Source organism: Paenibacillus sp. FSL H8-0104 (assembly GCF_038050215.1).
In the GTDB taxonomy this organism is placed as follows: Bacteria; Bacillota; Bacilli; order Paenibacillales; family Paenibacillaceae; genus Paenibacillus; species Paenibacillus amylolyticus.
The window spans coordinates 226,418-251,697 of record NZ_JBBOTC010000002.1 but is presented as its reverse complement, the minus strand read 5'-3'; the positions used below and the strand labels follow the sequence as shown (position 1 = coordinate 251,697).

General features: G+C 39.7%; 19 protein-coding genes and 3 pseudogenes. 3 read left to right on the top strand and 19 right to left on the bottom strand.

Annotated features, from left to right (window positions below):
- Positions 1–78: 78 nt before the first annotated feature.
- The 3 genes and pseudogenes from NST38_RS31590 to NST38_RS31580 form a co-directional block, all read right to left on the bottom strand.
- Positions 79–669 (bottom strand): phosphotransferase enzyme family protein, encoded by a 591-nt coding sequence (locus NST38_RS31590; RefSeq protein ID WP_341344477.1) that lies wholly within the window; start codon positions 667–669, stop codon positions 79–81.
- Positions 670–721: 52 nt separating this feature from the next.
- Positions 722–1,102 carry a hypothetical protein gene (locus tag NST38_RS31585; RefSeq protein ID WP_341344476.1) on the bottom strand — a complete coding sequence of 127 codons (381 nt, stop codon included), beginning with the start codon at positions 1,100–1,102 and terminating at the stop codon, positions 722–724.
- A 127-nt stretch (positions 1,103–1,229) separates the two neighbouring features.
- A pseudogene (locus NST38_RS31580) lies at positions 1,230–2,019 on the bottom strand (IS30 family transposase).
- Positions 2,020–2,442: 423 nt separating this feature from the next.
- On the opposite strand from NST38_RS31580, the gene NST38_RS31575 reads away from it, so the two are divergent.
- Positions 2,443–2,766, top strand: coding sequence for a hypothetical protein (locus NST38_RS31575; RefSeq protein WP_341344475.1), 324 nt, complete (start codon positions 2,443–2,445; stop codon positions 2,764–2,766).
- A gap of 88 nt (positions 2,767–2,854) precedes the next feature.
- Here the strand turns inward: NST38_RS31575 and NST38_RS31570 are convergent, their stop codons facing one another.
- The 10 genes and pseudogenes from NST38_RS31570 to NST38_RS31525 form a co-directional block, all read right to left on the bottom strand.
- The gene (locus tag NST38_RS31570; RefSeq protein ID WP_341344474.1) at positions 2,855–2,980 is read right to left on the bottom strand and encodes a hypothetical protein; all 126 of its coding nucleotides are present in this window, start codon (positions 2,978–2,980) and stop codon (positions 2,855–2,857) included.
- Positions 2,981–3,457: 477 nt separating this feature from the next.
- On the bottom strand, positions 3,458–5,254 hold the full coding sequence (locus NST38_RS31565; protein ID WP_341344473.1) for an ATP-dependent nuclease: 1,797 nt from the start codon (positions 5,252–5,254) through the stop codon (positions 3,458–3,460).
- Positions 5,255–5,625: 371 nt separating this feature from the next.
- Positions 5,626–6,016 (bottom strand): annotated as a pseudogene (locus NST38_RS31560) ((deoxy)nucleoside triphosphate pyrophosphohydrolase).
- Positions 6,017–6,031: 15 nt separating this feature from the next.
- Positions 6,032–6,874: an HNH endonuclease gene (locus NST38_RS31555; protein ID WP_341344472.1), complete on the bottom strand. Its 843-nt coding sequence runs from the start codon at positions 6,872–6,874 to the stop codon at positions 6,032–6,034.
- 228 nt (positions 6,875–7,102) lie between these two features.
- A complete protein-coding gene (locus NST38_RS31550; RefSeq protein WP_341344471.1) occupies positions 7,103–8,728 on the bottom strand; it encodes a WG repeat-containing protein in 1,626 nt (541 codons plus the stop codon).
- 129 nt (positions 8,729–8,857) lie between these two features.
- Complete coding sequence (locus NST38_RS31545; RefSeq protein WP_341344470.1) at positions 8,858–9,580, bottom strand: hypothetical protein; 723 nt, start codon at positions 9,578–9,580, stop codon at positions 8,858–8,860.
- A gap of 116 nt (positions 9,581–9,696) precedes the next feature.
- Complete coding sequence (locus NST38_RS31540) at positions 9,697–10,716, bottom strand: thermonuclease family protein (RefSeq protein ID WP_341344469.1); 1,020 nt, start codon at positions 10,714–10,716, stop codon at positions 9,697–9,699.
- Positions 10,717–11,085: 369 nt separating this feature from the next.
- The gene (locus NST38_RS31535; RefSeq protein WP_341344468.1) at positions 11,086–11,820 is read right to left on the bottom strand and encodes a Fic family protein; all 735 of its coding nucleotides are present in this window, start codon (positions 11,818–11,820) and stop codon (positions 11,086–11,088) included.
- Between the two features lie 266 nt (positions 11,821–12,086).
- Positions 12,087–12,899 carry an Rpn family recombination-promoting nuclease/putative transposase gene (locus tag NST38_RS31530; RefSeq protein WP_341344467.1) on the bottom strand — a complete coding sequence of 271 codons (813 nt, stop codon included), beginning with the start codon at positions 12,897–12,899 and terminating at the stop codon, positions 12,087–12,089.
- Positions 12,900–12,978: 79 nt separating this feature from the next.
- Entirely contained in the window at positions 12,979–13,203 is a 225-nt protein-coding gene (locus tag NST38_RS31525; RefSeq protein WP_341344466.1) for a tyrosine-type recombinase/integrase, read from the bottom strand.
- A gap of 1,303 nt (positions 13,204–14,506) precedes the next feature.
- On the opposite strand from NST38_RS31525, the gene NST38_RS31520 reads away from it, so the two are divergent.
- Together NST38_RS31520 and NST38_RS31515 are read left to right on the top strand one after the other, a co-directional pair.
- The gene (locus NST38_RS31520) at positions 14,507–15,550 is read left to right on the top strand and encodes a WxL protein peptidoglycan domain-containing protein (RefSeq protein WP_341344465.1); all 1,044 of its coding nucleotides are present in this window, start codon (positions 14,507–14,509) and stop codon (positions 15,548–15,550) included.
- Entirely contained in the window at positions 15,516–16,679 is a 1,164-nt protein-coding gene (locus NST38_RS31515; RefSeq protein ID WP_341344464.1) for a WxL domain-containing protein, read from the top strand. The genes NST38_RS31520 and NST38_RS31515 overlap by 35 nt, the downstream gene beginning before the upstream one ends.
- A gap of 307 nt (positions 16,680–16,986) precedes the next feature.
- Here NST38_RS31515 and NST38_RS31510 read toward each other — a convergent pair whose 3' ends face one another.
- The 6 genes and pseudogenes from NST38_RS31510 to NST38_RS31485 all read right to left on the bottom strand — a co-directional run bounded on the left by NST38_RS31510 (position 16,987) and on the right by NST38_RS31485 (position 25,263).
- Positions 16,987–17,958, bottom strand: coding sequence for an FRG domain-containing protein (locus NST38_RS31510; RefSeq protein ID WP_341344463.1), 972 nt, complete (start codon positions 17,956–17,958; stop codon positions 16,987–16,989).
- 964 nt (positions 17,959–18,922) lie between these two features.
- Positions 18,923–19,060: pseudogene (locus tag NST38_RS31505) on the bottom strand (PD-(D/E)XK nuclease family transposase); the annotation flags it as partial.
- An 82-nt stretch (positions 19,061–19,142) separates the two neighbouring features.
- The gene (locus NST38_RS31500; RefSeq protein WP_341344461.1) at positions 19,143–20,093 is read right to left on the bottom strand and encodes a tyrosine-type recombinase/integrase; all 951 of its coding nucleotides are present in this window, start codon (positions 20,091–20,093) and stop codon (positions 19,143–19,145) included.
- A 726-nt stretch (positions 20,094–20,819) separates the two neighbouring features.
- The gene (locus tag NST38_RS31495) at positions 20,820–20,984 is read right to left on the bottom strand and encodes a hypothetical protein (protein WP_341344460.1); all 165 of its coding nucleotides are present in this window, start codon (positions 20,982–20,984) and stop codon (positions 20,820–20,822) included.
- Positions 20,985–21,226: 242 nt separating this feature from the next.
- On the bottom strand, positions 21,227–21,988 hold the full coding sequence (locus NST38_RS31490) for a hypothetical protein (RefSeq protein ID WP_341344459.1): 762 nt from the start codon (positions 21,986–21,988) through the stop codon (positions 21,227–21,229).
- A gap of 1,178 nt (positions 21,989–23,166) precedes the next feature.
- Positions 23,167–25,263 (bottom strand): CAP and S-layer homology domain-containing protein, encoded by a 2,097-nt coding sequence (locus NST38_RS31485; RefSeq protein ID WP_341344458.1) that lies wholly within the window; start codon positions 25,261–25,263, stop codon positions 23,167–23,169.
- Positions 25,264–25,280 lie beyond the last annotated feature (17 nt).

Sequence of the window (25,280 nt, the reverse complement as noted above, 5' to 3'; positions counted from 1 at the left end):
GAACAAACACTCTAAACAGCGACCTATTGTAAATCATCACCATAAGATATCATTATTTTAGCCCGGTATCGGTTAGTATTAATCCACATTTACAGGCTCGATCACTTCGAATAAAAATGGATTACCATTTAAATATTCTCTTATGTATGCTTGGGCATACTTTTGTTCTTCGATTAAACTGGTTGTTTCTCTTGGATCAGAGGCGTGATGGCAGCAGTTCTCGATCATGAACATGACAAAAAAACATTCCAGATCCCGGATATAGTCGGTTTCCAACTTCCTAATACTCTCATAACCTTGGATAAGCATCCATCGATGCTTTGGCCAAAGCTCCAATATGGTGCCTGCCATATCGTAGAGATAATATCCGTACCCACATCTTCCAAAATCAATCGGATAGGGTTGATTATCCTCAAAAACCATATTACCGGTATGTAAATCAGCATGAATGAGCCCATAGTTATGTTCACTTGGATGCATCGTGGTAAGTTGGGATACAACCTTCTCAGCTGCATCTTGATACAGCTTCCATCCCTCTTCGGATAAAAAACGCTCATAGTAACGTTCCAACTTAGCCATTTCACGTTTAAAACTTTCTACTCCCCAAGTAGGTCTTACAAAATCAGAAGGTGGATTGAAATCCTTTGCTGCTTCATGGAGCCTGCTCATCAATACACCTATATTATATGCTTGACTATCTGTAAATTCACCTACAACTTTTTCACCCTCTATCCCATCGCATCATCGTTATATAAGGGCGCCTATATCCTGTCTCTGTTTCGATGTCCAATACATAAATACTATCACAATTTGCCATCCCTTCTGGTACTTTTAGATCTTTCGATTTGTTCAGTGCTTGTAACAGTAGGAGTTCCGAACGAATTTCCTCTCTGCTTAATCGGTCCGAATGAATGCGAAGTAAATAATTGTTATCTGTACTGGTTTCGATTTTATACGTGATCGTATCGCCGGATAGTTGAATAAACTGGATGTTATCCCATTCTACGTCATACTTTCGAATTGCAGATAAAGCGACTTTCCTTGCTCTGATTAATAACGCCCGCCGTTCTTCATCAGTATCAAATCTAAAAAAATCATTCATTTGTTATCCCCCTGCAATTTTTATATGAAGTAAATTAACTACTTCTCTTATATGTTATTATAACGATAGTAAAAGCTTGGAAATATGTAATAAACAATTTAATTTAAACTATACTTACGACAGATTATCAAACCAAGTGCGACAGTTCCTCTGTGAAAGATTCGTGAGCGGTTCTCCAACCCAAGCATTTTCGTGGTCTGTGGTTTATTAGATCTAGTGAACTCAAGATCTTCATCCTCGACTTGAGCGAGATCGGTGCCTTTCGGGAAAAACTCTCGAAGCAATCCATTCGCATTCTCATTGGAACCGCGTTGCCAAGACGAATATGGATCAGCAAAATAAACGTGCAGGTCATGGCTTGTTTCCAGATTGGCATAGCATGCAAACTCCTTTCCCCGGTCAGCCGTGGCTGTGAGGAAAGTGCCTGTGGGATACTGTGAGATGGCTACACCAAGCGCAATTTCCATAGACAGAGCAGTGCGATCAGGCATGAGAATGGCGGTATATAGACGGGTTTTGCGTTCAATGAGCGTGGCTATGCATCCTTTACTTTTCCCACGACTAGATACGACGGTATCCAGTTCCCAGTGCCCAAACGTTTCACGAGAACGAACCTCTTGGGGACGATCCGAAATGGATCTGCCAATGGCAAATTTACCGCGAGTTTCTGCGGGTTTCTGACGCTTTCCTTTGTGCCGAAGAACCTGTAACGTACCTTGAACCAGTCGACCTGCGTAGATCCAGCGATAGATCGTTTTGAAGGATAAGGGATACGATGAATTAGCACGATCTAGTTCGCGGCAAATCGTGGACGAATGTCTCCCCAGTTCTTATGCAATAGCTCTTGAGCTTTTGCCTTGTCTGTGGAGGATTTCTAGCTTGCTGCGTTCGATTATGCTAAGATGTGAATAACTCATGGACTGATTCTCCTTGTGTGAATGCTGGTGTGGTAACTTTCATTCTACACGAATCAGGCTGTGAGCCATTTTTTTATTTCAGTAGGGTGTCGCACTTCATATTACAATCCGTCATTTAGAAAAGAGCTTTTCACCGGACGTACCTCAGCCTGGCACGTACCAGGTGTTCATGAGCTGCATCGAGAGCGCCCGACACGCCGCCGCTCTCTTCGATCCGGACGAGATCCGCACAGCTCCATAGCGCTCACCGGCGCAGCTCACACCCAGGACGGCGATGGCCGTCTGTTTGCCGGTCTCCGGACGTTCCGCAGCCTGGTACGTGCCAGGTATTCACGAGCTGAAGCATTAGACTGGATGCTTTTTATTTTGATATAATAAGCCAAGAATATGTACTGCAATATACACCAGGAAGGTGATGAGGATATGACAAAAGTAAAAGAGTTTATAGCTCAAAATGACGGTGAAATAAGCATTCAGGCAAGCGGTGGTGAAGTATGGGCTATTGACGATAGTTGTTTACCAGATGTTATTGGGAAAATTGAGCGTATTGAATTATCTATCGAAGAGCCAGATGAAACACCAGGTGTATATCGTGTTGAGTATGTAATGATGTACGATGATAATGATGAAAGATTGCATGATGACCAAGATGTGGTAGATAATACCGAATATCATGATTACAATGATTTAATAGAAGCGCTTGCTACTAAGTATGGAGTTTCAAAGGATATAATAGATGTTGTATGATTCAAAATTTTAAATCTCAGTAGAAGTCCACTGAATTAGAGACCTTCTCTCTAATTCAGTGGACTTTTTTTAGTGCTAATCAACCTATCTAACGCTCTAATTCTGACCCTGATTTTGATTTTGGAAATTCAACTACATTGGATTTGTCTTGTCCTTTTGGTTTCTCATCTCGATCCGTAGATGCTGCGGCCACTTCTCTAGCTGCATCATCCATACGAGGAACACCAGGAACCATCTTTCCGTGAGAAACTACTTTTTCGTAACGATCAATATATTCGGCGAGAACCGCTCTCTTGGATTCGATTACTTCTGGTTTGTCCGATTTGAATATTTCATCATTAAGTTCTTGTCCTCAGCTTGGGACAAGAACTTGGTTCCTTAAAACAAAAAAGACGCTATAATAGCGACTTTGAATGGAAGAATGTTTTTGTCCCGCGACAAATTAGATATCAGCATCTATCAGACATATTGAAGAATTAGCTGGTAAAGCGCTATGGAAAGCCCTAGAAGAATGGCCTTCATTTTTGATGGTTGGTCTCTCTCTCTGTTTGATGGATACACCAAGCCGTAGACTTATCCATTGATGGGAATATTCAGACTGGTGGTTCTCCAGGCGAAGAACCTGTGGATATTTTGGATTACTTATGAGATCGCCGAGCAGATGTGCACATCACGATTTTCATTTTTGTTTCTATTTTTGGGCATGATGGATGAAAGCTATAAGCTGGCCCATTTTCTCATCAAGGTCTAGTTCCGAGAAATGCTTCTCTTCCCATAAAGCAGAAACAGCTCGAGCTATCTGAACTTTATCTACGTTTGATACACTTCTCACAACTGCATCAGTATATTCTTTGGTATCACTTTTTCGGGTATGGAGTTGGGCAAAGAATTGATCAAACGAGTGATTCCTACTAAAAATTTGGCAGTTTAATGAAGCAGGATCAGGATGGTGAAGTTTAACACGCTTGCCTCCATATTGAAAAAACTGCCGAACAACATTCTTCGTGAAAACCTCGATCATTAAGTCGTGTGGCACATAATTTTCAATTTCGCGTCCCTCAGAGATCCATAGCGATACATAACGTGAAAGTTCGGGCATTTGATCGAGACGCTCTTTGATTCTTAGTACACGCGGCTTCAATTTCATCCTGTTTCCACCAAGGTCACTGTCACACACGATAACCGAATAGCGGCTTGTCTTTAAAATATCAATAAAGCTATCTATATGGGTATCCTGATTATCGTCATCCTCAGCCAGCAGCCGGTAGTGATCAAGTAAAGCACCGCCATAATATACAAAACTGTAATCTTTGCCTTCTATAAAGCGAATGCCACTCATAGCAGCTTTACTTTCCAGCCACGTCTTAATGTATATCTTGTCACTCGGTCCCTCTACCCATATCACTACGTTGGATTGGAGCAGTTGCGAAGGTTTCATTCCTAGATCATCTAGGGCGCAGCGTAGATCAATTCGATTGGAGCAAAGGAATGCAGTAGTAGAACCATCTGTTCTTCTTTCTAGTCGATAGACTGTATAGTCATCAGAGATCCGATCCAATACAACCGAGGAGTGCGTAAGTAGGAAGAAACGGTGGTTTACAAAGTGATTTTCCAAAATCTGAATCAGTTGACTGAGCGCTCTGGCATGCATGTTGAGCTCAATCTCTTCTATGAAAATATTTAAATGCTCATCATGGTGCAAGTACAGTGCTGAAAGCAACAAGACAAATTGAAAAACACCCATGCCGAGATCATGAAGCTCAAACGGCTTCCAGTTGTTGTTGCGCAATAGATGAATTTCGAACTCAGCTCGCTCGGGGATATAATCAAACTTTAGCTCATCTATCCTTCTTTTAGTTGTTTCTACAACATCTCGAACTTCTTCTTCGCTTCCGTGTTCCTCGATATAAAAACCTTTAGTATTGGGGTTGAAAGATTTGACATTGAATAGCACTTCTTCCCCCAACAAGTCGGAGAGATGTACCTGCATTTGTTCTTTATAATGGTTAAACCATGCTCGATCATGGCGTGCTTTATCGAACACCCAATCGGCAGGACGATCACCGTCAATCTGCGGTTCGAGCTTATTTGCCGTATTTGTAACGTAACCTCTAGCGTCTGTAAAGACTTTAATATGCTCTCTAAAAAGATCCACCGCTGGTTCATTAGGTATTAATTCAGTAGGTCTCTTCTTTGTAATGATGGTTGCCCCATCGCTTCTTACATTATAGTTCATGCAAATTCCTAATTTAAGATCATCTGGCTTAACAAAAGTCATATCTGCGCTTATCGAACCTTCAACCTGCCATAAATCATTGGGATTATTTTTTTTATTTTCACGAATGAGATTCATAAAGCGACTCAAATTAGACTTTCCAATATTATTTGAGCCAATAATAAGATTCATTTTGCTGAATGAATTGAAGACTATGCCTGAATCCTCTGAGAAGGAGCGAAATCCACGAATAGCCAGCTGCTTAAGCCACATAAGGCAACTTCCTTTCCTAAATATCATGAATATTTTACTGAACAACTGTCGAGTTAAGAAATAATAAACGTGAATCTAGGTTTTAAGCTTTCCTTATTTATTATCAGTTTAAATCTAGAGTTTTACTATATTCTCCATTCAATACTACCCCCTATAGCATAGATTCGATTTACTTAACTGCACAGTCTTTTCGTAACCGGGTTTACATTCACAAGGGGTTCAAGTACATCTTCCTGTGTGAGTCCAATCCCTTCTGTTCTATAGAACCTACCCTCGTTCTATCAATTTCCCCTGCTTCGAATGTTTGGGTGTAATAAACTGTCTTCAAAGCCTCGTTGCCATCCCATCAGCAATGCCATGAAGTTTGCTTCTTAACCCATTTCGGAATCATCTACTGATCTAAAAACACTCCTCTCCTTTTCACTGAGTATATTAACTGTAGGTATATCCGCAGGAGCCCACCTTAAGTTTTCAATATCATCGCAAGAAACCCACTTTAAACGCTCATGTTCAGTTGCAATTGGAATCCCTGATATAAGTCTGGCATAATAAGTGACCAATCTAACTCTAAGGTTCGGATAGTCATACACAACTTCCTTAATGTGCTCACCAACTTGGATGTCGCAAAGCAGCTCTTCTCTAATCTCTCTAACTAGAGCTCTCTCCCTGCTCAATTTTACCACCAGGAAACTCCCAGTAGCCAGGCTGAGACATTTGTTGTGATCTAAGTGCACAAAGGACTTGAGGATGATCGTTGGTTATAACCGCCCTACTACATTAACTTGTTTCATCTTGTAAATCCTCCTGTAATGCAAGTTCACTAAGTTTGTTTACATCATCTTGTAAATCTAGAACGTGCATTTTTTTGTGGCAGTTCGGGCAGAGAGCTACCGTATTTTTAATAGTATCTTCTCCTCCCCTTGCCAACCAAATAATATGGTGAGTTTCTAAATAGGGTTCTCCCCATTTGTTTTGAAATGGAGCAGGTTGCTTACATAACTGGCATGTTCCTTTTGCTCGACGTTTTGCATATTCTGTAACATATGGGTCCCGTTCATACGTCGAGACCATCCCTTGTTTTTGAGCAGTGGTTTTACGGGAATGACACGCCCTCTTTTTTAGATCTGCGTTACTCATTTTTCTTGCTCTTTTCTCATGCTTTTCTTTAGCTGATCTCACTAAATCTTCAGAAGGCTTGTAATTCTCGGTTTCTCCAATGACGCTAACTGGAAAAATCCATACTTTTCTTAGTTCCCCTTTCTCGTCAGGCTGATTCTCCTGGTAAACCTCTTCAGCAAGCTCAACTCGTCCACGATATGTATACTCCATCTCTTTATAAACTTCAAAAAGATAAACTTCAACACCATTGGTTTTAGATTCATTCAGAGTTTTATTTTGAGTAGTTGTCTTGCTTTGATCTCCCCTAGTCCCCATGCCTGTGTAATGAAGAATATCATTTACCCATCGGTCATCATATAGAGACTTAACATGGTTCGATACGATTATTAATGAATTCTTTTTTAAGGATCTTCTCATCCCTCCTTGTGGAGAACATTGAAAAATCCCACATAATTGTTCGTTGTTAACTGTGTCACCAGCTCGAAGACCATGCCAACTCATTCTTTAATCTCCCTTCTATCTTCTGTACATATTATATATCATTTCCCGTTAAGCTATTACTGTAGGGGATGTAACTTATCTGTCGGTCTTTGGTTCATGCTTAGCTCTTTTACAGAGTCGAGATTTATAATTGGCAATCGGAACAAAAAAAGTCGCTAAAATAGCGACTCTAATGTGTCATGCTGTTGACCCTTGCATACATTTGTTCAAAGAGTAGGTAATACCTGTTTAACCATCAATGCCTGAACGGAAAACTTCTTTCCCTTTTGTATTAAAAATAACATACTTCTTGTTATTTCCCAGTAGAATCCCACTATACATGCCGTCTCCAAGGTAGTTTACAAATTCATACTTAGGAAATATCCGTTTACCGGTCTTAATATTGATAGCTGTAGTAATCGCACCATCTCTGGCTTTGGCCGCATAACGAATCGTTCCGATCGGATCAATATCGTGATAATAGTCGGCACGTTCAAAGACAAGATGTTCGTATTTCACATCCATCAGTATATTTCCGCGGCTGTCCACGATCCCATAGTTCTTTTTCAGTTTCACACGGTATAATGGATTATTCGTTGTAATTTTCTCTATACGGTTATTCATATAATTATCACGCTCGATAAGTGGTATAATTTCATCGTATTTGAGGGGCAGAATTGCTTCACCACGTTGCCCAATCAATCCATACTTGCCGTTCTTACGAACGATGGCACTTCCCTTTTGAAAAGGTTTGGTTTCTTCGTACTGAGCAGTTAGCCTGATGTCTCCTTCTTTCGAAACATAGCCCCATTTTTTATTGATTTTCACTGCTGCAAGGCCTTCCGAAAAAGCTTCAACCTCGGTATAATCACCCTCAAACAACGGCGTCTGATCTTTCTTGTAGAATTTCCATCTAGAGGATGGATCCTTCATATCTTTTAAAGCATAGCTACCATCTCCTGAAAGAATGACCTTTTGATCATCTAGAGGTTCAACGACTAAATGTCCGGATACATCAACGATTCCTTCGCCACTTTCTTGAATTTTCCAAAGCCCATTTTGTGGTTCACCCAACCGAAGGTAATATTTATCTAAAGGGAAAACTAAGCCATCTTGACGAACAATTGCACTGTAGTTGTCCCGATGAAGGCCCCAAGCTAATGTATTACTTGTAAACTCTATTTGATCTTGGAACTCTGCAGGTACGACCAGTTGGCCCTTATAATTCATGCTCCCCCACAGTCCATCTATTTTCACAGGAAATAACCCTGATTTACGATAATGTGTCCCATAATCCATGTCTTCTATGTTAAACGCCGTCAGCAATTTCCCTTTGGTATTGATTAGTGCCCACTTGCCATTCTTTTTCACTAACGCTGCTTGATTGTAGAAACTTGTTCCTTCCTCATATGTAGGCGGTATAACAAATTTTCCTTTGGTATTCAGATATCCGATTTTTCCGCTTTTCTTCGCTATTGCTAGTCCATCGTCGAACCACCCGATGTATTCGATCTTCTTGTCTTGAAATATCACTTTACCCTTACTGTTTATTAACTGGTTTCTATTTACGACTGCTACGTCTTGGTTAAAAGCATCTCTTGCTAATTGAAACTGTGGCTTAATTACAAACTTACCCTGGTAATTGATAAATCCCCAACTCCAGTTTTGACGAACGGGAATGCGTCCATTAGCAGCTCGGTCAGTGAACCATAGCTGGCTTAAGCCGACATGTTCCTGCTCCTTATCCCACTCATGATACTTTGGTTCAGTTGCTGCTAACGTGACTTTGGGCGAGATGAATATTGTCGCAACAAGAATTAAAATAAAAGCACAGATAATCCCTATTAGTCTTCTATACAATGGTTTTTTCTTCAACACACCACATTCCTCCAAATAAAAATTTCCAAATTAGCATAAATCAGAAGAACCCCCGGTACAAAGTGATGAGTTCTCTTTCTCATTAAAAACCACTTTTATCAGGGGGCACTTAGTCTAGTATAATAATTACTCAACTTCACTGCGTTTTACAGTAGTACCGTCATCGAAAATGATTTGGTCCATTTTAAATTCTACAGTGATCTTTTCCAGCGGAGTATCTCTAAGCTCGATATCTTCGTCCATAAATTGATTCACTTCAACGCTACCATCATAGGAAGTTGAATCCCCTGCTGTGATTACATTATCGTACTTCACGTTAAGTGATTTAATCTCATTATCAAACATGTCTTTGAATGTAATGATCCCTTGAAACCCCTTTACGGCCATGTCAGAATTATTACTTAGGTCAAGTGTCATATTGATAATGTCGCTGAATATCCATTTATCCGTATCCTTATACTTTACGTTTTTCTTAATCAAACTAACTTTTATCGACTCATCCAAAAGCTTTAACTGTGCTTGTTTTTCCTTCTCAGCTTCTTCCTGTTTTCGTTTAATCTCTTCCTGCCTTTTCTTCTCTTCTTCCTCAATTTTCAGCTGTCTTTCTTCTTCACCAGAGATGATTTGACTAACTGTTTTAGTGGAAAGATCTGTACTTTCACTGTTTGCATACTCAACCGCTTTACTGTAATAATCTTTCTCTTCTTGTGTGAGTTGAGTGCTCTCTTTCACATCTTGTGAGACAGTCTCCGAATACAGCTCTTCAGTGATGGGCTTACCGCAGGCTGACAATACAACGGTCATCAGGCCAATCATTATTGGTAAAGCTAAACTTTTCTTCTTAAACATCCCTTTCAAAACTACACAACCCTTCAATAATTTAAATTACTTGTAAGCAGTCCAACAAAGATATCCTCTACACTCTCCAATTTAGAAAAGCACTCCATCAGAGAGAAGCTCTCGCTTTACCTTTCACAGCCGATACCATCGCCATCTCGATCTAGTTTACGGCTGTATCCGGGTTCCCCTTTATAAATCGGATCTGCTCCTGCAGCTCTAACTGCATCACAATTTTTGTAATACACATCTGCTACCGCTGATTCTTCCTTTACTTTAACTTCAACTTTCTCTTCCACACTCGGCGCTTTAGTAATAACGATTGGTTCTTTAATTTCATGTAAAGGTTTAACAAAACCATTATCCTGCACATAATTCTCAATACTCCATATTCCTTTAGCTTCTGTACGTGCTTGCTTCTGGATTTCTTCAAATTGATCTACATATTTCGTATTCGGTGGATATATGTAAGCAACACGAGCTAATCCATATTCGAGTAACTGCTCATTCAGCATTTTATCGCCAATCCATACATAGGCTAGCAATCTTCCGTACTTATCCCGTTCAGAAACATCTAATTCAAGTGAGATATTCCCTTTTGCAACCTGCTTCTTAACAAAGTTAGATGCATCTTTACCAAACGGTTGTTCCTCCTTCTCAGGATGGACAGTTTCTGGTGTGTCAATAAGGAGTAAGCGAACCTTCTCCTCTTTACCATCTACCTTGACTTTCAAGGTGTCTCCATCTGTTACTTCAACCAAAGTAGCCGGAAGCCTATTGATTTGCTCTTGGGTTTCTTGAGTTGTTGTAGCAGCGGATTCTGATTTCTTCGATGCCGCTACAACTTCAGCAGCTTCGCTAGATGTCACAGTTTCGGTCTTCATTTCTTTTTTAGTTTCAACCACAGCTACCTGCTCTGTTGAATTCGCTGGCTCAGACGATAAAGAAACTAAAAAGAAAATGAGAAATAAACCTGCAAATGCACTGATGACATAGGTGAAAGTTTGTCTTCTACTCGTCTCTTGATTTTTCCTAAATTGCTTATATGCCCAGTATCCTAAAGCAGCAGCTACAAGAAGATAGAAAAACTTAATAATGACCGCGATGACGAGTACTGCAAGTACAACATATAGAATGGTTTTTCCCATTTTGTCCTCCTTAGTAAATTTGTACCGTTTGAATTATAACATAATTAGGTATTATGAAATATATATTTATAGGTCTTAAGGTTGATAGCAAAGTAGCTTTTCGTAATTTGTGAAAAAAAATCACTCATTTTTCTAAAGGTACTCTCTGAGCGTCAACTGCACACCACCAAAGAGGTGGGGTGCTTCTTGGTCAATAGAACAAACTGGTTCAAGTTTACCATTTAGTTGGCGAGTTGCAGCAGATTGTGGGCAGCATTCCGATCCCGATCATGTACGGTCTGGCTGGATGGACACAAAATAAAAAAGCATCGTATGAAACTTTGCTGGGAGTGTAAATCTCAACAAAATTCATACGATGCATTTCAATACTTAGACTGACAATATTAGCTCTAGATTATGTTTCACTTCTGTTGCGACGAGATCGATAATGGGCTGAAGATCCCCCTTATCACCTTGTTCTAAGGCTGTGTAATACTCCTCACGATTCTCGTTTCGTATGATTGCTGGTGGAAAGCCCTTTTTCATTAAAATTAAGTTCATAGCAAGTCTACTAACTCTGCCATTCCCATCTGTAAAAGGATGGATTGCCACAAGTCGGTGATGAAATAGTGCTGCTAACTCTATAGAGTGCATTTTCGTCTTCTGAGTATCGTACCATTTTATCAATTCTTCCATCTCTACTGAAACATGAATAGCCGGTGTATACTGGTGAATTTTACCTGAGATCGTCAATACGTGATTATCTTCCTTCTTATAGTCACCTGGAGAGAAGGTTATGTCTCTAACCCCTTGGAACAGAATCGCATGCAAATCTTTAATGAGACGTCCTGTAATATCCCTATCTATGATTACTTCCTGTAAGTAATCAATCGCCTCAGCATGATTCACGATTTCGAGATGTTCCCTGAGTGATTTTCCTTTTACAGTTAAACCTTCTCTTAGAAAAAATGCCGTTTCTCTATAAGTAAATGTATTACCCTCTATTGCGTTAGAGTGATATGTCCATTCTTCACGAAATTTTTGAGTAATAATATTCATCAAATCTGGCTGAAGTGGTCGTTTAGTATCTACTTCTTTACGCAGAGCATCAATCTTTTCAAACATGGCCTTTTCCCTTCCTACACAGTAATGATATTATTTTTTTAAAAATTACCCAGTTATGCTCTGTACTATACTCACTTCGACCAGAACAATCATCGGCTATTCAATGTCTATCGATTGAGTATAAGACACTTTCTAACCTACATTACAGCTGTCCCATCCCTAACAGGAGAATTCCTGTTGCTTTCCATACATCACAACTCGCAAGGAAAGAAACGATATACTTTCTTATAAAAAAGTCGCTAATTTAGCGACTTTAATAAAGCTATTTATCTCTTTAATTGAATGATTTCCTGTTCAGTCAATCCAGTTGCCTTGGCAATCGTTGATATATCCAATTTCAAATCCAACATATTTTTGGCCACTTCTGTGATACCCGCTTTCCGAGCTCCTTCTAGCATCGACGCTTCATCATGCAAATATTTCTGACGCGCTTCATACAAGCGACGCGCTTCGGAATCCTGGCTCAAAAATTGCAAGGTATCCATAGCCTTCTCTAATCCTGGTTCATTCATCTTCAGCACCTCCCAATGTCTAGTATCCACACCCTTCAGAAACAACAACCAGTTCTCTAGACCACCTTGTAACGGAATAACGTCATCTAACTTAGGTAATTCCAGAAAATGAATCTCGATATCATCAATTAGGGTTAAACCAGTCCGATCTTCTCGAAGATGAAATGTACTGTGGTAATCATCATTAGCTAAAAAAGCATAGTTCAGGATATTAATGGTGACGCATTTTTTCAACTCCTGGTACTTCTCTCCCTCATGAAGTTGACTGGAATAGCGTTTACTCCAATAAAATAAAGTTCTTTTCTCAATATCGTACTTATTAAATAGCTGCATTTCAATATCAATCAGTTTTCCCTCTGAAGTTTTAGCATAAACATCAAAGATGGATTGCTTATCGAGCGGGTCATCTTTGTCCGTGTAAGGATTCATGAGGATGATCTCTGTAAGTGGTGGATCTCCTGCTTCAGTAAGGACTCGATTCAGAAATGCGAGTAATACGTCTTTATTATTTTCACTGCCAAAGATACGTTTGAAGACAAAATCCACTCTCGGATCAAGCAATTCCATAACAGCAACTCCATTCTATATACACTTCCATTATACCAAAAATCAAAGCGTTCAAAGCAAATTTCATTCAGGCATCAACCTATTTATGCCTAGCCAGCATAAGGGTTGTTTCGCCAATTGCGTTCAAGGGAACATTTACGGTTGCCATAGCTCGTTTCTTTTGTTCATCATTAACGTATGTATAAATCATGTTTGTTTCAATCGAAGAATGCCCCATTAGTTCCTTCACAACGCGTATATCTACATCGTTCTTCCGTAACATAGTAGCGAAAGAGTGCCTTAATTTGTGCCATGAAAGTTTCATGTCACTAATGTTGGATTATTCAGGATTCCTCAAAACTTCACTCTGGTAAATAATCTCTAAGTCTCTCCACAATATTATGCAAGTCACTAAGCGCATCTTCTTAACTCGTTGCTTAAACGGACGTCCTCACTGAGTCAAGCGTAGAATGGCTCGAATTTCGTCATACGAGAGCAAAAGAAATGCAGATCTGTCTTTGATCATTTAATATCTTGAACCTTGTGCAATGGGATTTGGGACTTTAGAAACAATTCTTTAAAATCATCTAAATTATTATCAAATAACTATACAGTCAGATGTTTTGTTGTCAAATAAAAAATATTTGTGGTAATATTGTCCTAGTAAACCCTTTGATTCGACTACAAATTTCTACAAATAAAAGGAAGTGATGTGGTAATAAGCACTGTGAATAAAATACAATCCTTTTCGATGTATGCTGTATTGGAAAAACCTTTGAATGATTTTTTATCAGAGGGCGATGGCGTCAGTGTACTTGCAGTTTATGATGAGAGGTAGTTTCCCGAGGTCAAGGTGGTTGATGTAAGTCTCATTAATTTTATTAGGACAATTTCCACGGCATTCGGTCGTAAACGGATGCTGCAAGCCTATAAAATAATTGAACGTATCAAAGAGACAAATGGGAGAAAAAAAACGTTCCGTTTCCGTTCGCCACCTTCTCTTAACACGAATGGAACACCAAAAGACCAGAACTATTGCTTGATTAGTGCCATGGTGTATAGGAGATTCCTATCCTTCTTTATTTCGATGGTTTCAAGTAATAGGCAGAGATGAGATTCACCCATTGATTAGATATGATGAACTGGGAGATGCTCCAGTCCTTATTTACTAAAATGGTGAGGGCTTATTCAAAGAAGGAGTGAGGATCACTAATGAGAAGCTTACCCAAAACAAAACGCAGCGGGGTCCCATCATTTGCTGAACAGCAGCAGTTCATGGCGGAATCTCCCGCTATATTAAGAAGCATGCGTAAGTAAATAGCTATACTTCAGCAAATGACAAAAATTAAATGGCCCTTTATAGTCATCAATTAGAAGGAATCCATAAGCAAAACTATATTGCGGAGCGTCTCTTACATAAAGTTGACGAACTATTCCAGAACACCAAAGTCACAAATTTATTGCTTTCTTGCTATTCATCGAACGGTCGTTTCAGATGATACAGAGGGCCAGCGAGATTTTATTCTCGGTGAAGCACAGAGGCGCGCAAAAAAGGGGAATAAACTACAAGGTGGACAATTTATGAGGGGAAATACATATGTCTATATCTCTCAGAAGGAGATATGCAAATGAATAAAATTAAAATAGTCGCATTGATGATTATACTTTCCTTTGCGATGTATTCAACCAAAATATATGCCAATACTAGCATCAGTTCTTTTACAGCAACGGTTGAAAATTCTCAAAGTTCTTCTTGGTTTATGAAGTCAGTTAAACCAGGAGACGAAGTGAAAGTAAAAGTGAAGGTAAATAATATTAGTGAGCATGAAAAGGAGTTTACGATATATCCAACAGATGTGTTGTCCGATTTGAGGGGAGGATGGAAATACCCATTAAAGAATGTTACCCCATCTATATTTGGCACATGGATAAAAGAAGCTCCTGAAACCGTAAATCTCAAACCTTTGGAAAGTAAGGTTTTTACATTCACTGTGAAAATCCCAAAAGATACGAAGCCAGGTCAATACATTGCTGCGATAGTGTCTCAGGAATACACGCCTGCTGAAGAGGCAACCGCAACTACTGGCATGCGCACACAAACCAATTCTAACACTCAATTACCTTTGCAGATCGTATTGAATGTTGATCTAGAAAAGTCTGTTCGAAAAATTGAAATAGGACAGCTAACTCACATCATCAATAATAATGGATTGATAACTGTTTTGGTTCCCCACATCAATAAAGGTACTATTCTTGAGAAGCCTCAAGGTCTTCTAACCTTAAAGGACAAGAATGGTGCAGAAATCGTTAAAGAGATTTACACAATGGATTCTGTGTACGTCGAAACAACAGGTCTCTACGATTTAAATATACCCAATATTTTAATCCCTGGAACGTATTCTTTAGAGTACCTAGTTCAGTATGACCAAGAAATTTTAAGTGGTACATATGATTTCCAAGTAACCACTTCAGATCTAATGAACTCTATGGACAAAGCTGATAACGTAGGGAATACCTACGATTTAGGGTTTTGGGCATTCATTAAAGAGTTCTGGATTTGGATCATCGTGATTATATCAATCATTATTATTTTAATGATTGTCATAATAATATTGCTATTAAGGAGAAGAAAAAAGGATGAGACAGAAGAACATGTTAAAAAAGTTACCTAGCATCTTTTTATCAGCAACATTGGCACTGTCTTTGATCGGGTCAGGTCAAGCAGTTGCGGCAACGAATTTAATTCAAAATGGAGGGTTTGAGGGCCCTGCAGTTGGGGGTTCGGGAGCGAATTGGTCTTTTGGTACCATCGGCAATACGCCACAATCTATACAAGCCGCTGTGACTGGTGAAGATCCATTTGAAGGAAGTCAGGCCCAAATCTTAGCAGAAGATGGTGCTAGTTTGGCCGGTGATAATCTTAGAGTTATTAGCGATAGTTATCCAATCGCACAAGGTCAAGGTTTAACTCTTAAGTTTAAAAGTAAAATCGTAAATATAGCGGATGCAAGATTTAACTACTCAATCGCATTTTACGATAATGCCGATTCATTGGTAGGAGAAGTAACCAGCAGTCCAGTAACATCAGCTACAGTAGGTTACTCCGACTTCATTTTGAGAACAACGCCGCCTGCCGGCGCTACTAATTTCAAAATTAGATTTGATTCAATCATTTCACAAGACGGTGGCTCATATAAGTTATTTATAGATAACGTCGAAGTTAATTCAACATCCAACACTGTACCGGTATCAGGCGATACTCAGGTAGGAGTTATCGGGGGAGAACTTGAGTTTTACATATCAACAGGTACATTTAATGATGTGGAGTTGGATTACAATAAAACAATGATTAGCCAGACTTCAAGCAATGCTTCAGTGACAGACAATACTGGGGAAGCTAAAGGATGGAAGTTAAAAGTATCTTCAACTGATTTCATGAGTGGACCGCTCGTAGATCCTTCTGGAACTAATGCAACAATCGTTCTCAAGTTACCTGCCTCTGCGGTAATGTTGCAAGCAACAAACCTTACACACGTATCCGGTCAAGAAATAGATCCAAATTATGGTCCTAATGCAGGAAGCATTACACTGAGTAATGCAAGTAAAACTATAATTAGTGCTGATCCAGGGTTTGGATCGGGATCATATAATTATCGGATTGAAAATCATCTTACCCTACCTAAAACGTTAGAGGTAGTAAGCAAAGACGGCGACGGAAATATCCAAGTAGGACAGATGGTTGGTACTCGATCAGGAATATACAGAGCTACGGTTAACTATGTAATTGGGAATGGTTTATAAAAGGGAAATTCGTAAAATTGAAAGGTTAGCCTGCCAGCTATCCATTTGCTTTAGTTCATAATTATTTTGGATCAGTGATACGACCACTCTCTGCTTTATAGTGTTCAATACTTCGTTCTTCTGAACGAATGAAATGCTCATATACTCCCGTCCGTCAATGAAATGGTAGTTAACGCCTTTCCAAAAAAACTGAAACAGAGCCAAGTCTCTATTAGAGACTTGGCTCTGTTTTCAGTTTTGTCAATGTCCATGAACTCTTTTTGCCGATATTTATTATGGATTAACTTCTGATTGTATAGTTTGCTTTTCATTTTTGGTATGTTCTTAATATATCCAATAATCCGGAATTAAAATCCTCTTTACCCTTTTGACTAATTCCTCTGACTAAATTTTGAAGTTTTCCATCACCATAAATCGATGTCTCGTTTATATTTAAGGTATCTAAGACCTCTTTAACTTCATTAAAGCACTTGTAAGGAATGAATATTTTATACATGGATTTTCGTAAGATATTATAATCATCTAAAGATCTTACCTGAGTTCCATGAATGGTGAAGTTTCCTGATTGTCTGCAGATACGACGGTCTAATTCTCCACCTAAGGTACAAAGAGGGAAATTAAAATAGTTATCTGACTGATCAATGAAAGCTTTAAATATCCCATAATGTTTTTCATCAGCAATATTGAGAACATCTGTCATTTTTTCATTATTTTTTTCCCACACTACCTCAGAAGTTTCCTCATTTACTTTTTGTGGATTTATGATGTAAATAGCTGCCCCATATTCTGTATAAGAATTATCATGAAAATCTTGGATTGCTTCCTTTGGTGAGATATATAAAGATCGATCAGGTGTGCCTTGTGTTGCAAAAAACAAAGCTACTAATGGATCCGTAGTCCAATCTAAAAGAGTAGTTGGTATTCCATAGTGTTGAGCTAAAAAAAGCCATTCGAGATCATTTTTTGGCTCAATTCTAATTAGTTCCCCAAATTGCTCCATAGCAAGCGATTTAAAATCACGAAGCATTGCCTGATAAGGCAAAAATGCTACTGTCTCTCCTCTGCCTTTTTCATCCGAAGGATGTATTTTTTCACCAAATTGGTCACATAGACTATATTTTTCGCGCATAGCAGAAGGCAGTAACCGATTACTAGCTTTAAACTGCCCACGTAACCACACCTCTTCTTTTTCTAAGCTTTTAATCTCCTTAATAACTTTTATATAATCTGAAATACTCTGGATAGTGTACTTTTTGAAATCATAATTATCAGAATTCATAAAATTATTTCACTCCCTTTATATTTTTTTACATCATAGTCCCAGTAGTGGAGATAACACTTGAAAACAATATATATTCTCTCATTAAAGATTATCATTTTAATACTTTCAATATGATAATATTCTATTTTATTATTTTTTATTTGTCAACATGATATGAATCGACTTACTCCAGAAATCTTTCCGCATCTTAATCATCATTTTAAGATGGGGGTAGTCTACTTCATTCTGCTTTCTCTACAACTACCAACAATACTTGAAATAAAGGCTTATTAAGCAAAGGAGATGGTAATTAATGTGATGATCACCGGGTAATAATGGCTATATTCACGTGCTGTTATCTAACCATATGATCTCCATCATAATACTGTTTAGATATATAAGTAATCCGAAATGACACTATGTTCTTTTCCATTTCGGATTAGGAAGCAATCTTGTCCCCAGCTTGGGACAAGAACTCGGTTCCTTAAAACAAAAAAAGCCACTGTAATAGCGACCTTGAATGGAACAATGATCTTGCCCAAGTAAGATAATCAATTTTAGTCCACGTACCCCAACGGAGTGCGACAAGTAGAGGTAGAGTCAACATGTTGTTAGATGATATTTCAATCCGCGCACTCCATACAGAGTGCGACATGTATTTCTTCATCGCTAATTAACTTCAAAGGATTTCAATCCACGCACTCCATACAGAGTGCGACTCAAGATCACGACCGGGTCGCTCGTGCTTTTCGATATTTCAATCCACGCACTCCATACAGAGTGCGACAGCGAAAAGTGACGTAATAACTATGCTTCATAAACAGATATTAACGTATTTTCAGCATTTCTACTACTATACATTGATTACCTCTAGTTTTAGTGCTATATTTCATTGCCAAGAGGTCATGAATTAGAGCTTTTCGACAAAATTCGAGGTGCGAATCCCCCAGGGAAATCATGTGAGCTTGGCATTCGCACCTGTTAAAATGATCTCTGTAAGTGGTATATCTCCCACTGCAGTAAGGACTCGATTCAGAAAGGTAAGTAATACGTCTTTATTATTTTCACTGCCAAAGATACGTTTAAAGACAAAATCTACTCTGGGATCAAGCAATTCCATAACAGCAACTCCATTTTATATCACTTCCATTATACCAAAAATCAAAGCGTTCAAAGCAAATTTCATGCAGGCATCTACCTATTTATGCCTGTCCAACATAAGGGTTGTATTCGCCAATTGCGTTCAAGGGAACATTTACGGTTGCCATAGCTCTTTTCTTTTGATCATCATTTACGTGCGTATAGATCATGGTTGTTTCAATCGACGAATGTCCCATCAGTTCTTTTACAACGCGTATATCTACATCATTTTTCAGTAACATGGTGGCGAACGAATGTCTTAATTTATGGCATGAAAGTTTCATATCATTAACATTTGAATTGCCTTTCTTGAATGCTTCAAATGTGAGATTGACGATTTTCTGTATCTGCCTTATGGAGAGTCTTCGCCCTTTCTGAGATACAAAGAATGCTTCTTCTTGAAGCCTGTAAGGAGAAATCCTCTCCTTTTCTACCTTGAGTAGATATTTCAGTAATACGTCTGGTACAGGTATCTCATTCCACTTTCGACCTTTCCCAAACACTTCAATCGTTCCTCTAGTTTTTTTCAAATCTTTTAAATTCAACCTGTGAACTTCCCCTACTCGTAGTCCACAATAGGCCATTAGTAAAAATATCGCAGTGTTCCTGTTCTTATAGCGTCCCTCAATATATTTAAGGCTCTCGGATAGATCCTCTTCCTCTAGATAGATCGGTTTCTTATTTTTTTCGGTTTTAGACTTTTTTACTTCAGCAGCCGGATTTTTTGAAGCAAGTTCAAAATCAATCAGAGCCATATAGAATGTTCGAATGGCAGAAAGAGATCGATTACGAGTCTTATCACCAGCAGAATCCTGCTTATCACTTAGAAATTCCATGATGTGCAATTTCCCTGCATCTTGGGGTGACGATCCATTTAACGAGTTTAAAAAGATCAGGCTTTCTCTCATATACTCTTTCTGGGTTGATGCCGTATATCCGGATTGTTTTAGATAAATTCGAAAAGCCCGAATTTGTTCGCTATATAAATCCTCGAGTTCATATCGGTTACGCATTTCGCTCACTCCGATCTCGTTTAAACACTAATTTAGATGAAAATACTCGTTGAACGATTTCAAAAAAAAGCACATCTATTTAATACTATTAATTGAAATAAAAGGTCGTTTTCAAGAGCAAAGTTCGCCTATAATGAGTCTACTTCATACATTAAAATCAATTTAAAATAAAAGTGCGTCAAATTCATGTTTGGCGCTATTATTATAGCACATATGTTTCTAAATTATATGAAGTACATTAAACACATACTTAAAAATTTCCAATTAAATAACAAGAACATGAAATCAGTACGATATTTGAATATTCTCCTCCCTTGATTCAAAATCACATTCAGCTTCCTTTTCGTTGCTAAAGTGCTTGTAACGAACTTAATTATCTATTTCAAATAGGATTACAGTTCCAGTGAAAATACCTCTTAGCGTTGAAGCTAGTCTCTTGATCATACGATTATCTGTTAATCGCTCAAAAGAGACTCACTTCTACACGTAGATGTTTATCTAATCGGAAATGGTACCATGTTCCTTGCCTCGACAGATAACATATGACGCTTTCAGAGTTGTATTCCCCTTCAGAGACTATTTATCTCCTTAGTTCCTTGCACATAGCAAAAAACCAATTCCTAATTCTTTATGCAATTAGTTTTTTGTTTGATTATTCATACAGTTAACTAGTAATATTCGCTTCAATTAAATAAGCTTTACCATTAGGGGTTAACAATTGAGGCATTATTCTCTGAGGAAGTGGAATATCTTCAATAGGTTCTCCATCTGAAAATAATTCAAGTGCTTCTTAATCTTTCGATAGGTCCATACCTCAACCGTATGCAGACGAATGGCCCCTTGTTTGATCTTCTCCGAATACGTTTTAAACTTTTGTCCTTTAATCGCCATAAAAAATGCCCCCCCTAGAATTTCATCGGCTAAACCCAGAGGTTTTTCCAATGTCTATTCTAAGGGGGGCACTTCAGGCAAGATTAAGTCCATCTTAACAGATTTCTATTTTCTCTTGTCTACTAAAAGGGGATAATACCAAAATAGCGACTTCAATGTGAATATGTTCTTGTCAATTACTTTCAAACCTTCATCTAGTAGTCGTTTGTTTAGGACTAAAATGATATTATCGAGAATACTTATTAAAGAATATATTCAAGTTTACTATTAGTATCGTGAATGAATTTTGTGATTTTATTTTCCGGAAAGTTAACCTTCTGACCAATCACTCTTATACTGCAAATTTGAGCTCGAACATACATTATCTCGATGTTCCCTTCTGAACTCTCATCACCTTCAATATTATTCTCGATCCGGACTACATAATCACCTGACTTTGTAATTCCAGTAAGGTCCGCTTGAAATTTCTTTTGATTAGCTAGTTCTATCTCGATAATAAAGTCAGATAAGAAATAGAAGTAAAGTGTATAAATATTAGCGTACAATATACCATTAAAAATCGTTAAAGGAATTATGCTCTTTACAAGATCTATTGAAAACCAACCATTACTAATTAGCTCCCAGAGGTAATAAAAGAATAACCAGTCATTAATAAATACATAGGAGAAAAGAATTAATATCCAGATAGCTACTGATATTGGTGGTGGCAACTTATGTTCCCATTTACGATGAAGAACTACAATGATGATTCCGAAAATTATTAATCCCCATATCCCAATCACTATGTATTTTTGTACAATATTCATAATTTCATTGTGTTTAACCATCTGATTAAATAACTTAAATGATAAATAAAAGAATAGTAAAAATATAATTATAAAAAATAGCGTTGGTCCAGCTTTCCTTTTAATTTTCATTCTAGATTCTACTTTTTCAATTGGAGTCAAGTTAAGATCAATTTTACTAATTGCCTTAAGTACGGATGCCTCTAATGTTAATGCCATAAAGAAAACCCCATTCAATAATTTATGCTTGAATCTTCACAGTAATGTCTGTCGTTTGGATTGTACATAATACTAATTTTCCCTCGATCTGATCAATTGGACTTGTCCATTAAATATCAGTGCTTCCTTGAACTCGAGTGACTTCGTACGTTGTAATCTCTATCTCCACTGTTCAGAAGTAAACGCTGAACTCTTCACAATATACCTCCTTGTATTAAGAATTCATAAGTCGTCCTAAATTAATTTAATCGGAATTTCAACTTATATATTGAATGTGAAAAAAGTACTAAATAGAAATGTGTATTTGTGCACAAGCTTTTGGTAAAAAAGATTGTCCAGAATGCAAGCAACCGTTCTTCCCTTGAAACTTGGAGCAGAAACAAAAACGAAGAAAACAAGCAAAACTTCGCCCCCTAAGCGTTTGAATTGGATTACTGATCCATATGAAAGAAATAAACGAGGTCGACAAACCACCGATACTAGACGGCCCTCTTACTTTTCATACCAGATGCAAATCAGCTGGATGAGCAAACAATCACCGGTAAGCTCGTAACAAACCACGAAGATTTTGAGCTGGTTATGGTTGGAACTTTGTCCTACTCAGTTCCGGTTTCATCAATGATTTGTTCGTAGATCTCTGGTCCATGAGGCCGAGATCGAGGATAAAGTCGAGATTGCGGCCCACCAACGAAAGCGTCGTTTCATGGACGTCCCAAAGTAGAGAGACTTATGAATACTTGTGAGCAAAGCTAGAAAAACATTGTCAAACAAGATTCTGCTCCGGTTCGGTAATTCGATTCGAATAAGAGAGCTCCTCCTGCAATCACCGGTGAATGACGTTTGGTAACGTTAATACTTAACTCGGCTGCAAACCATCCTGAGCTGACAATTTGGGGTTTCCCAAGAGAAAGAGCACAGCGATTTCAGATCGGGATCGGGATGCGGCCCTCAATCTACTGCAACTCGCCAACTAAGTGGTATAAGTTGGGTGAGGAGCTCATCTGTGAGCATGGGTAAACTTTGGGGCAGTAGCTCTTGTGTCGATCTGTCATCAGGCTCCAACGCATCCAGGAAGATTGTTTCATACATTCCTATCTTCAGCAGCCTCCGAACGGGGTCGGAGGCTGCTTCGCCTTTTGATATTGAGTTTGCGAACATGTTTGTGGGTAATGTTTTTCCTAGCTTGAATAATCCGACGCGTTCATAGTACCTCTTTTGACACTGATAGCATAGGTCGTTCCTTCCGTTCTTAGATAGACATTCAGGAGCGCATCGGTATACGTACCAGAGGATGAAATAGAGAATCGCCCCGACGAATCGGTCTGCACTGGAGTTTTCTCAAGCATCTTCCCGCTTTGTACTTTATCCTTGTGTTGATCAATCTGAATCTCCAACTGCTTGTTCGCCTGATCAGCGAATTGTCCTTCCACCGACAGCGTGCCGTCCGTGTGGAATTCGACGATCAACGTCTTGCTGCCGAGGGCTGGTTTGATATACACTTCCGGAAACAGATGTTCAGGTAACTTCTTCTCGGACGTGACCGACTTTGGTGCGCCGACCAATTGCTTCATGCTGGACTGCAATTGCATCAATATCCCTGCAGCCTGTGCCCGAGTAACGATATCGTTAGAACCGAACATCCAGCTCTGATTGCCTTCGGTCCCGCGCATGTAATTATGAGCCAGCACGTAGTTCACCGCATTCGAAAAATCGAAATTCACGCCGTCCGCCGACGCGATCAGACCAGCCGCGCGATAACGGTTAATTGGCTTGTCCCGGAAGTCGCTTTTGCCCGGACTTGCACTGAACAGCAGCAGGTTGCGGCCCGTCGCCACTTTATAGGCGCCTTCCGCCCAGTGCTTCTTCTTCTTGGAAGCGTACGATTCGTCATCGACTTTGTAGGTACGCAGCAGCATGATGAGGAACTGCGCTTCGCTCACGGAATCTTCCGGGCGGAATTTGCCGTTTGCGTCCGCTCCAACGATGCCCGAACGAAGCGCCCACTCGATTGCCTCTTGATCGGTGCGTCCTGAGATATCTTTGACCTTAGTCGGATTAGTTGCTGGATAGCTCTTGCTCTTGAGGCGCTCAAATACCCGCACCGGCACCGTCCCTCGCACCGCCCCGGAGCTGAGCGTCACTTTGTAACTGCCGGGCTTAACCCCTTCGAGCGTGCCGTCCGCCGAGACTTTCAGACCGGCAGGCGAACTGCTGGAGTAGGCAACCGCCGTTTTTGGGGTCCCGAACGTGCCGTCGTCGTAAGAGGCCACAATCTGAATCGGCAACTTGTTTCCCGGATTCAGCACTAGTTCGTCATATTGGGCGGATAAGCCTTGAATCGTACGCCCTTTTCCTGTCGTGAACGTCCATGTCTTGCTGTGAAGCTGCGTCTCCTTATACAGCGTATAATTGAGCTTCACTGTATAGACGCTGTATCCGTCCAGCACGTCCTTCGGATAAAAGAACACCGTATCGCCTTGCAGTTCGCTGTTGTACGGGACTTCTTGCCCCTGTGAGTCCAGGATACTTGCTTCGAACGAATCGATGGCGAAGCCTGCTGTAGCCGAGATAATGCCACCCGAGTGTTCAACACCGAAGCGGACAAGCGGATTCGGCTTCTCGAATCCGTAGAATCCAACGTCGGCTCCTTTCATACCGTCATATGGATACACTTTGGCTTCCGGGCCCTTCTTCTGGAACTTCACGAAGGCCGGGTTCATAACCGCAGTACCTCCTTGCAACCCGATTCCGACCGATTTATATTGATCATCCAATATAATCCTGCGATGATAAGCGGTGCTTAGCCAGGAATCGATCGCTTCGCGTGTCGTTGCATTATTAAAAGACATGACTTCAGCTACCGAAGTGTTTGGCCATCCAGCTGCTTTGCCCCGTTCTCCGGCCGTCACTCCCGTAAATCCTACCGTACCCGGCTCCTCCCGATGGGCCGTCAGCCCTTCGAAGCGGGTGGTATTGTAATAAGCCGCGTGCGCCTGCGACGCCTGCGTCAATCTCGCATCCAGCTCCAATGGGCCTACGCCGACCTTCGCCCGAATCTCGTTCAGATAAGCCAATCCGTCAAGTTGATCCTGCGTGAATCCTCCTTGCAAGACCGTCGTAGCCGATGCCGCCGATGCGCGTTCTGTCGGATAAATCGGTACAACGACCGTTAGTGCCAAGACCGCGGCGAGCAAACAGGTTGCCCACCTGCGCCCCGGTCTCCGGCCGATCCCCCGATTCGGCCTGTTGTTCTTGCTGCGTTTGCTTGCGTTCATGGTGTTTCTCCCCTCAT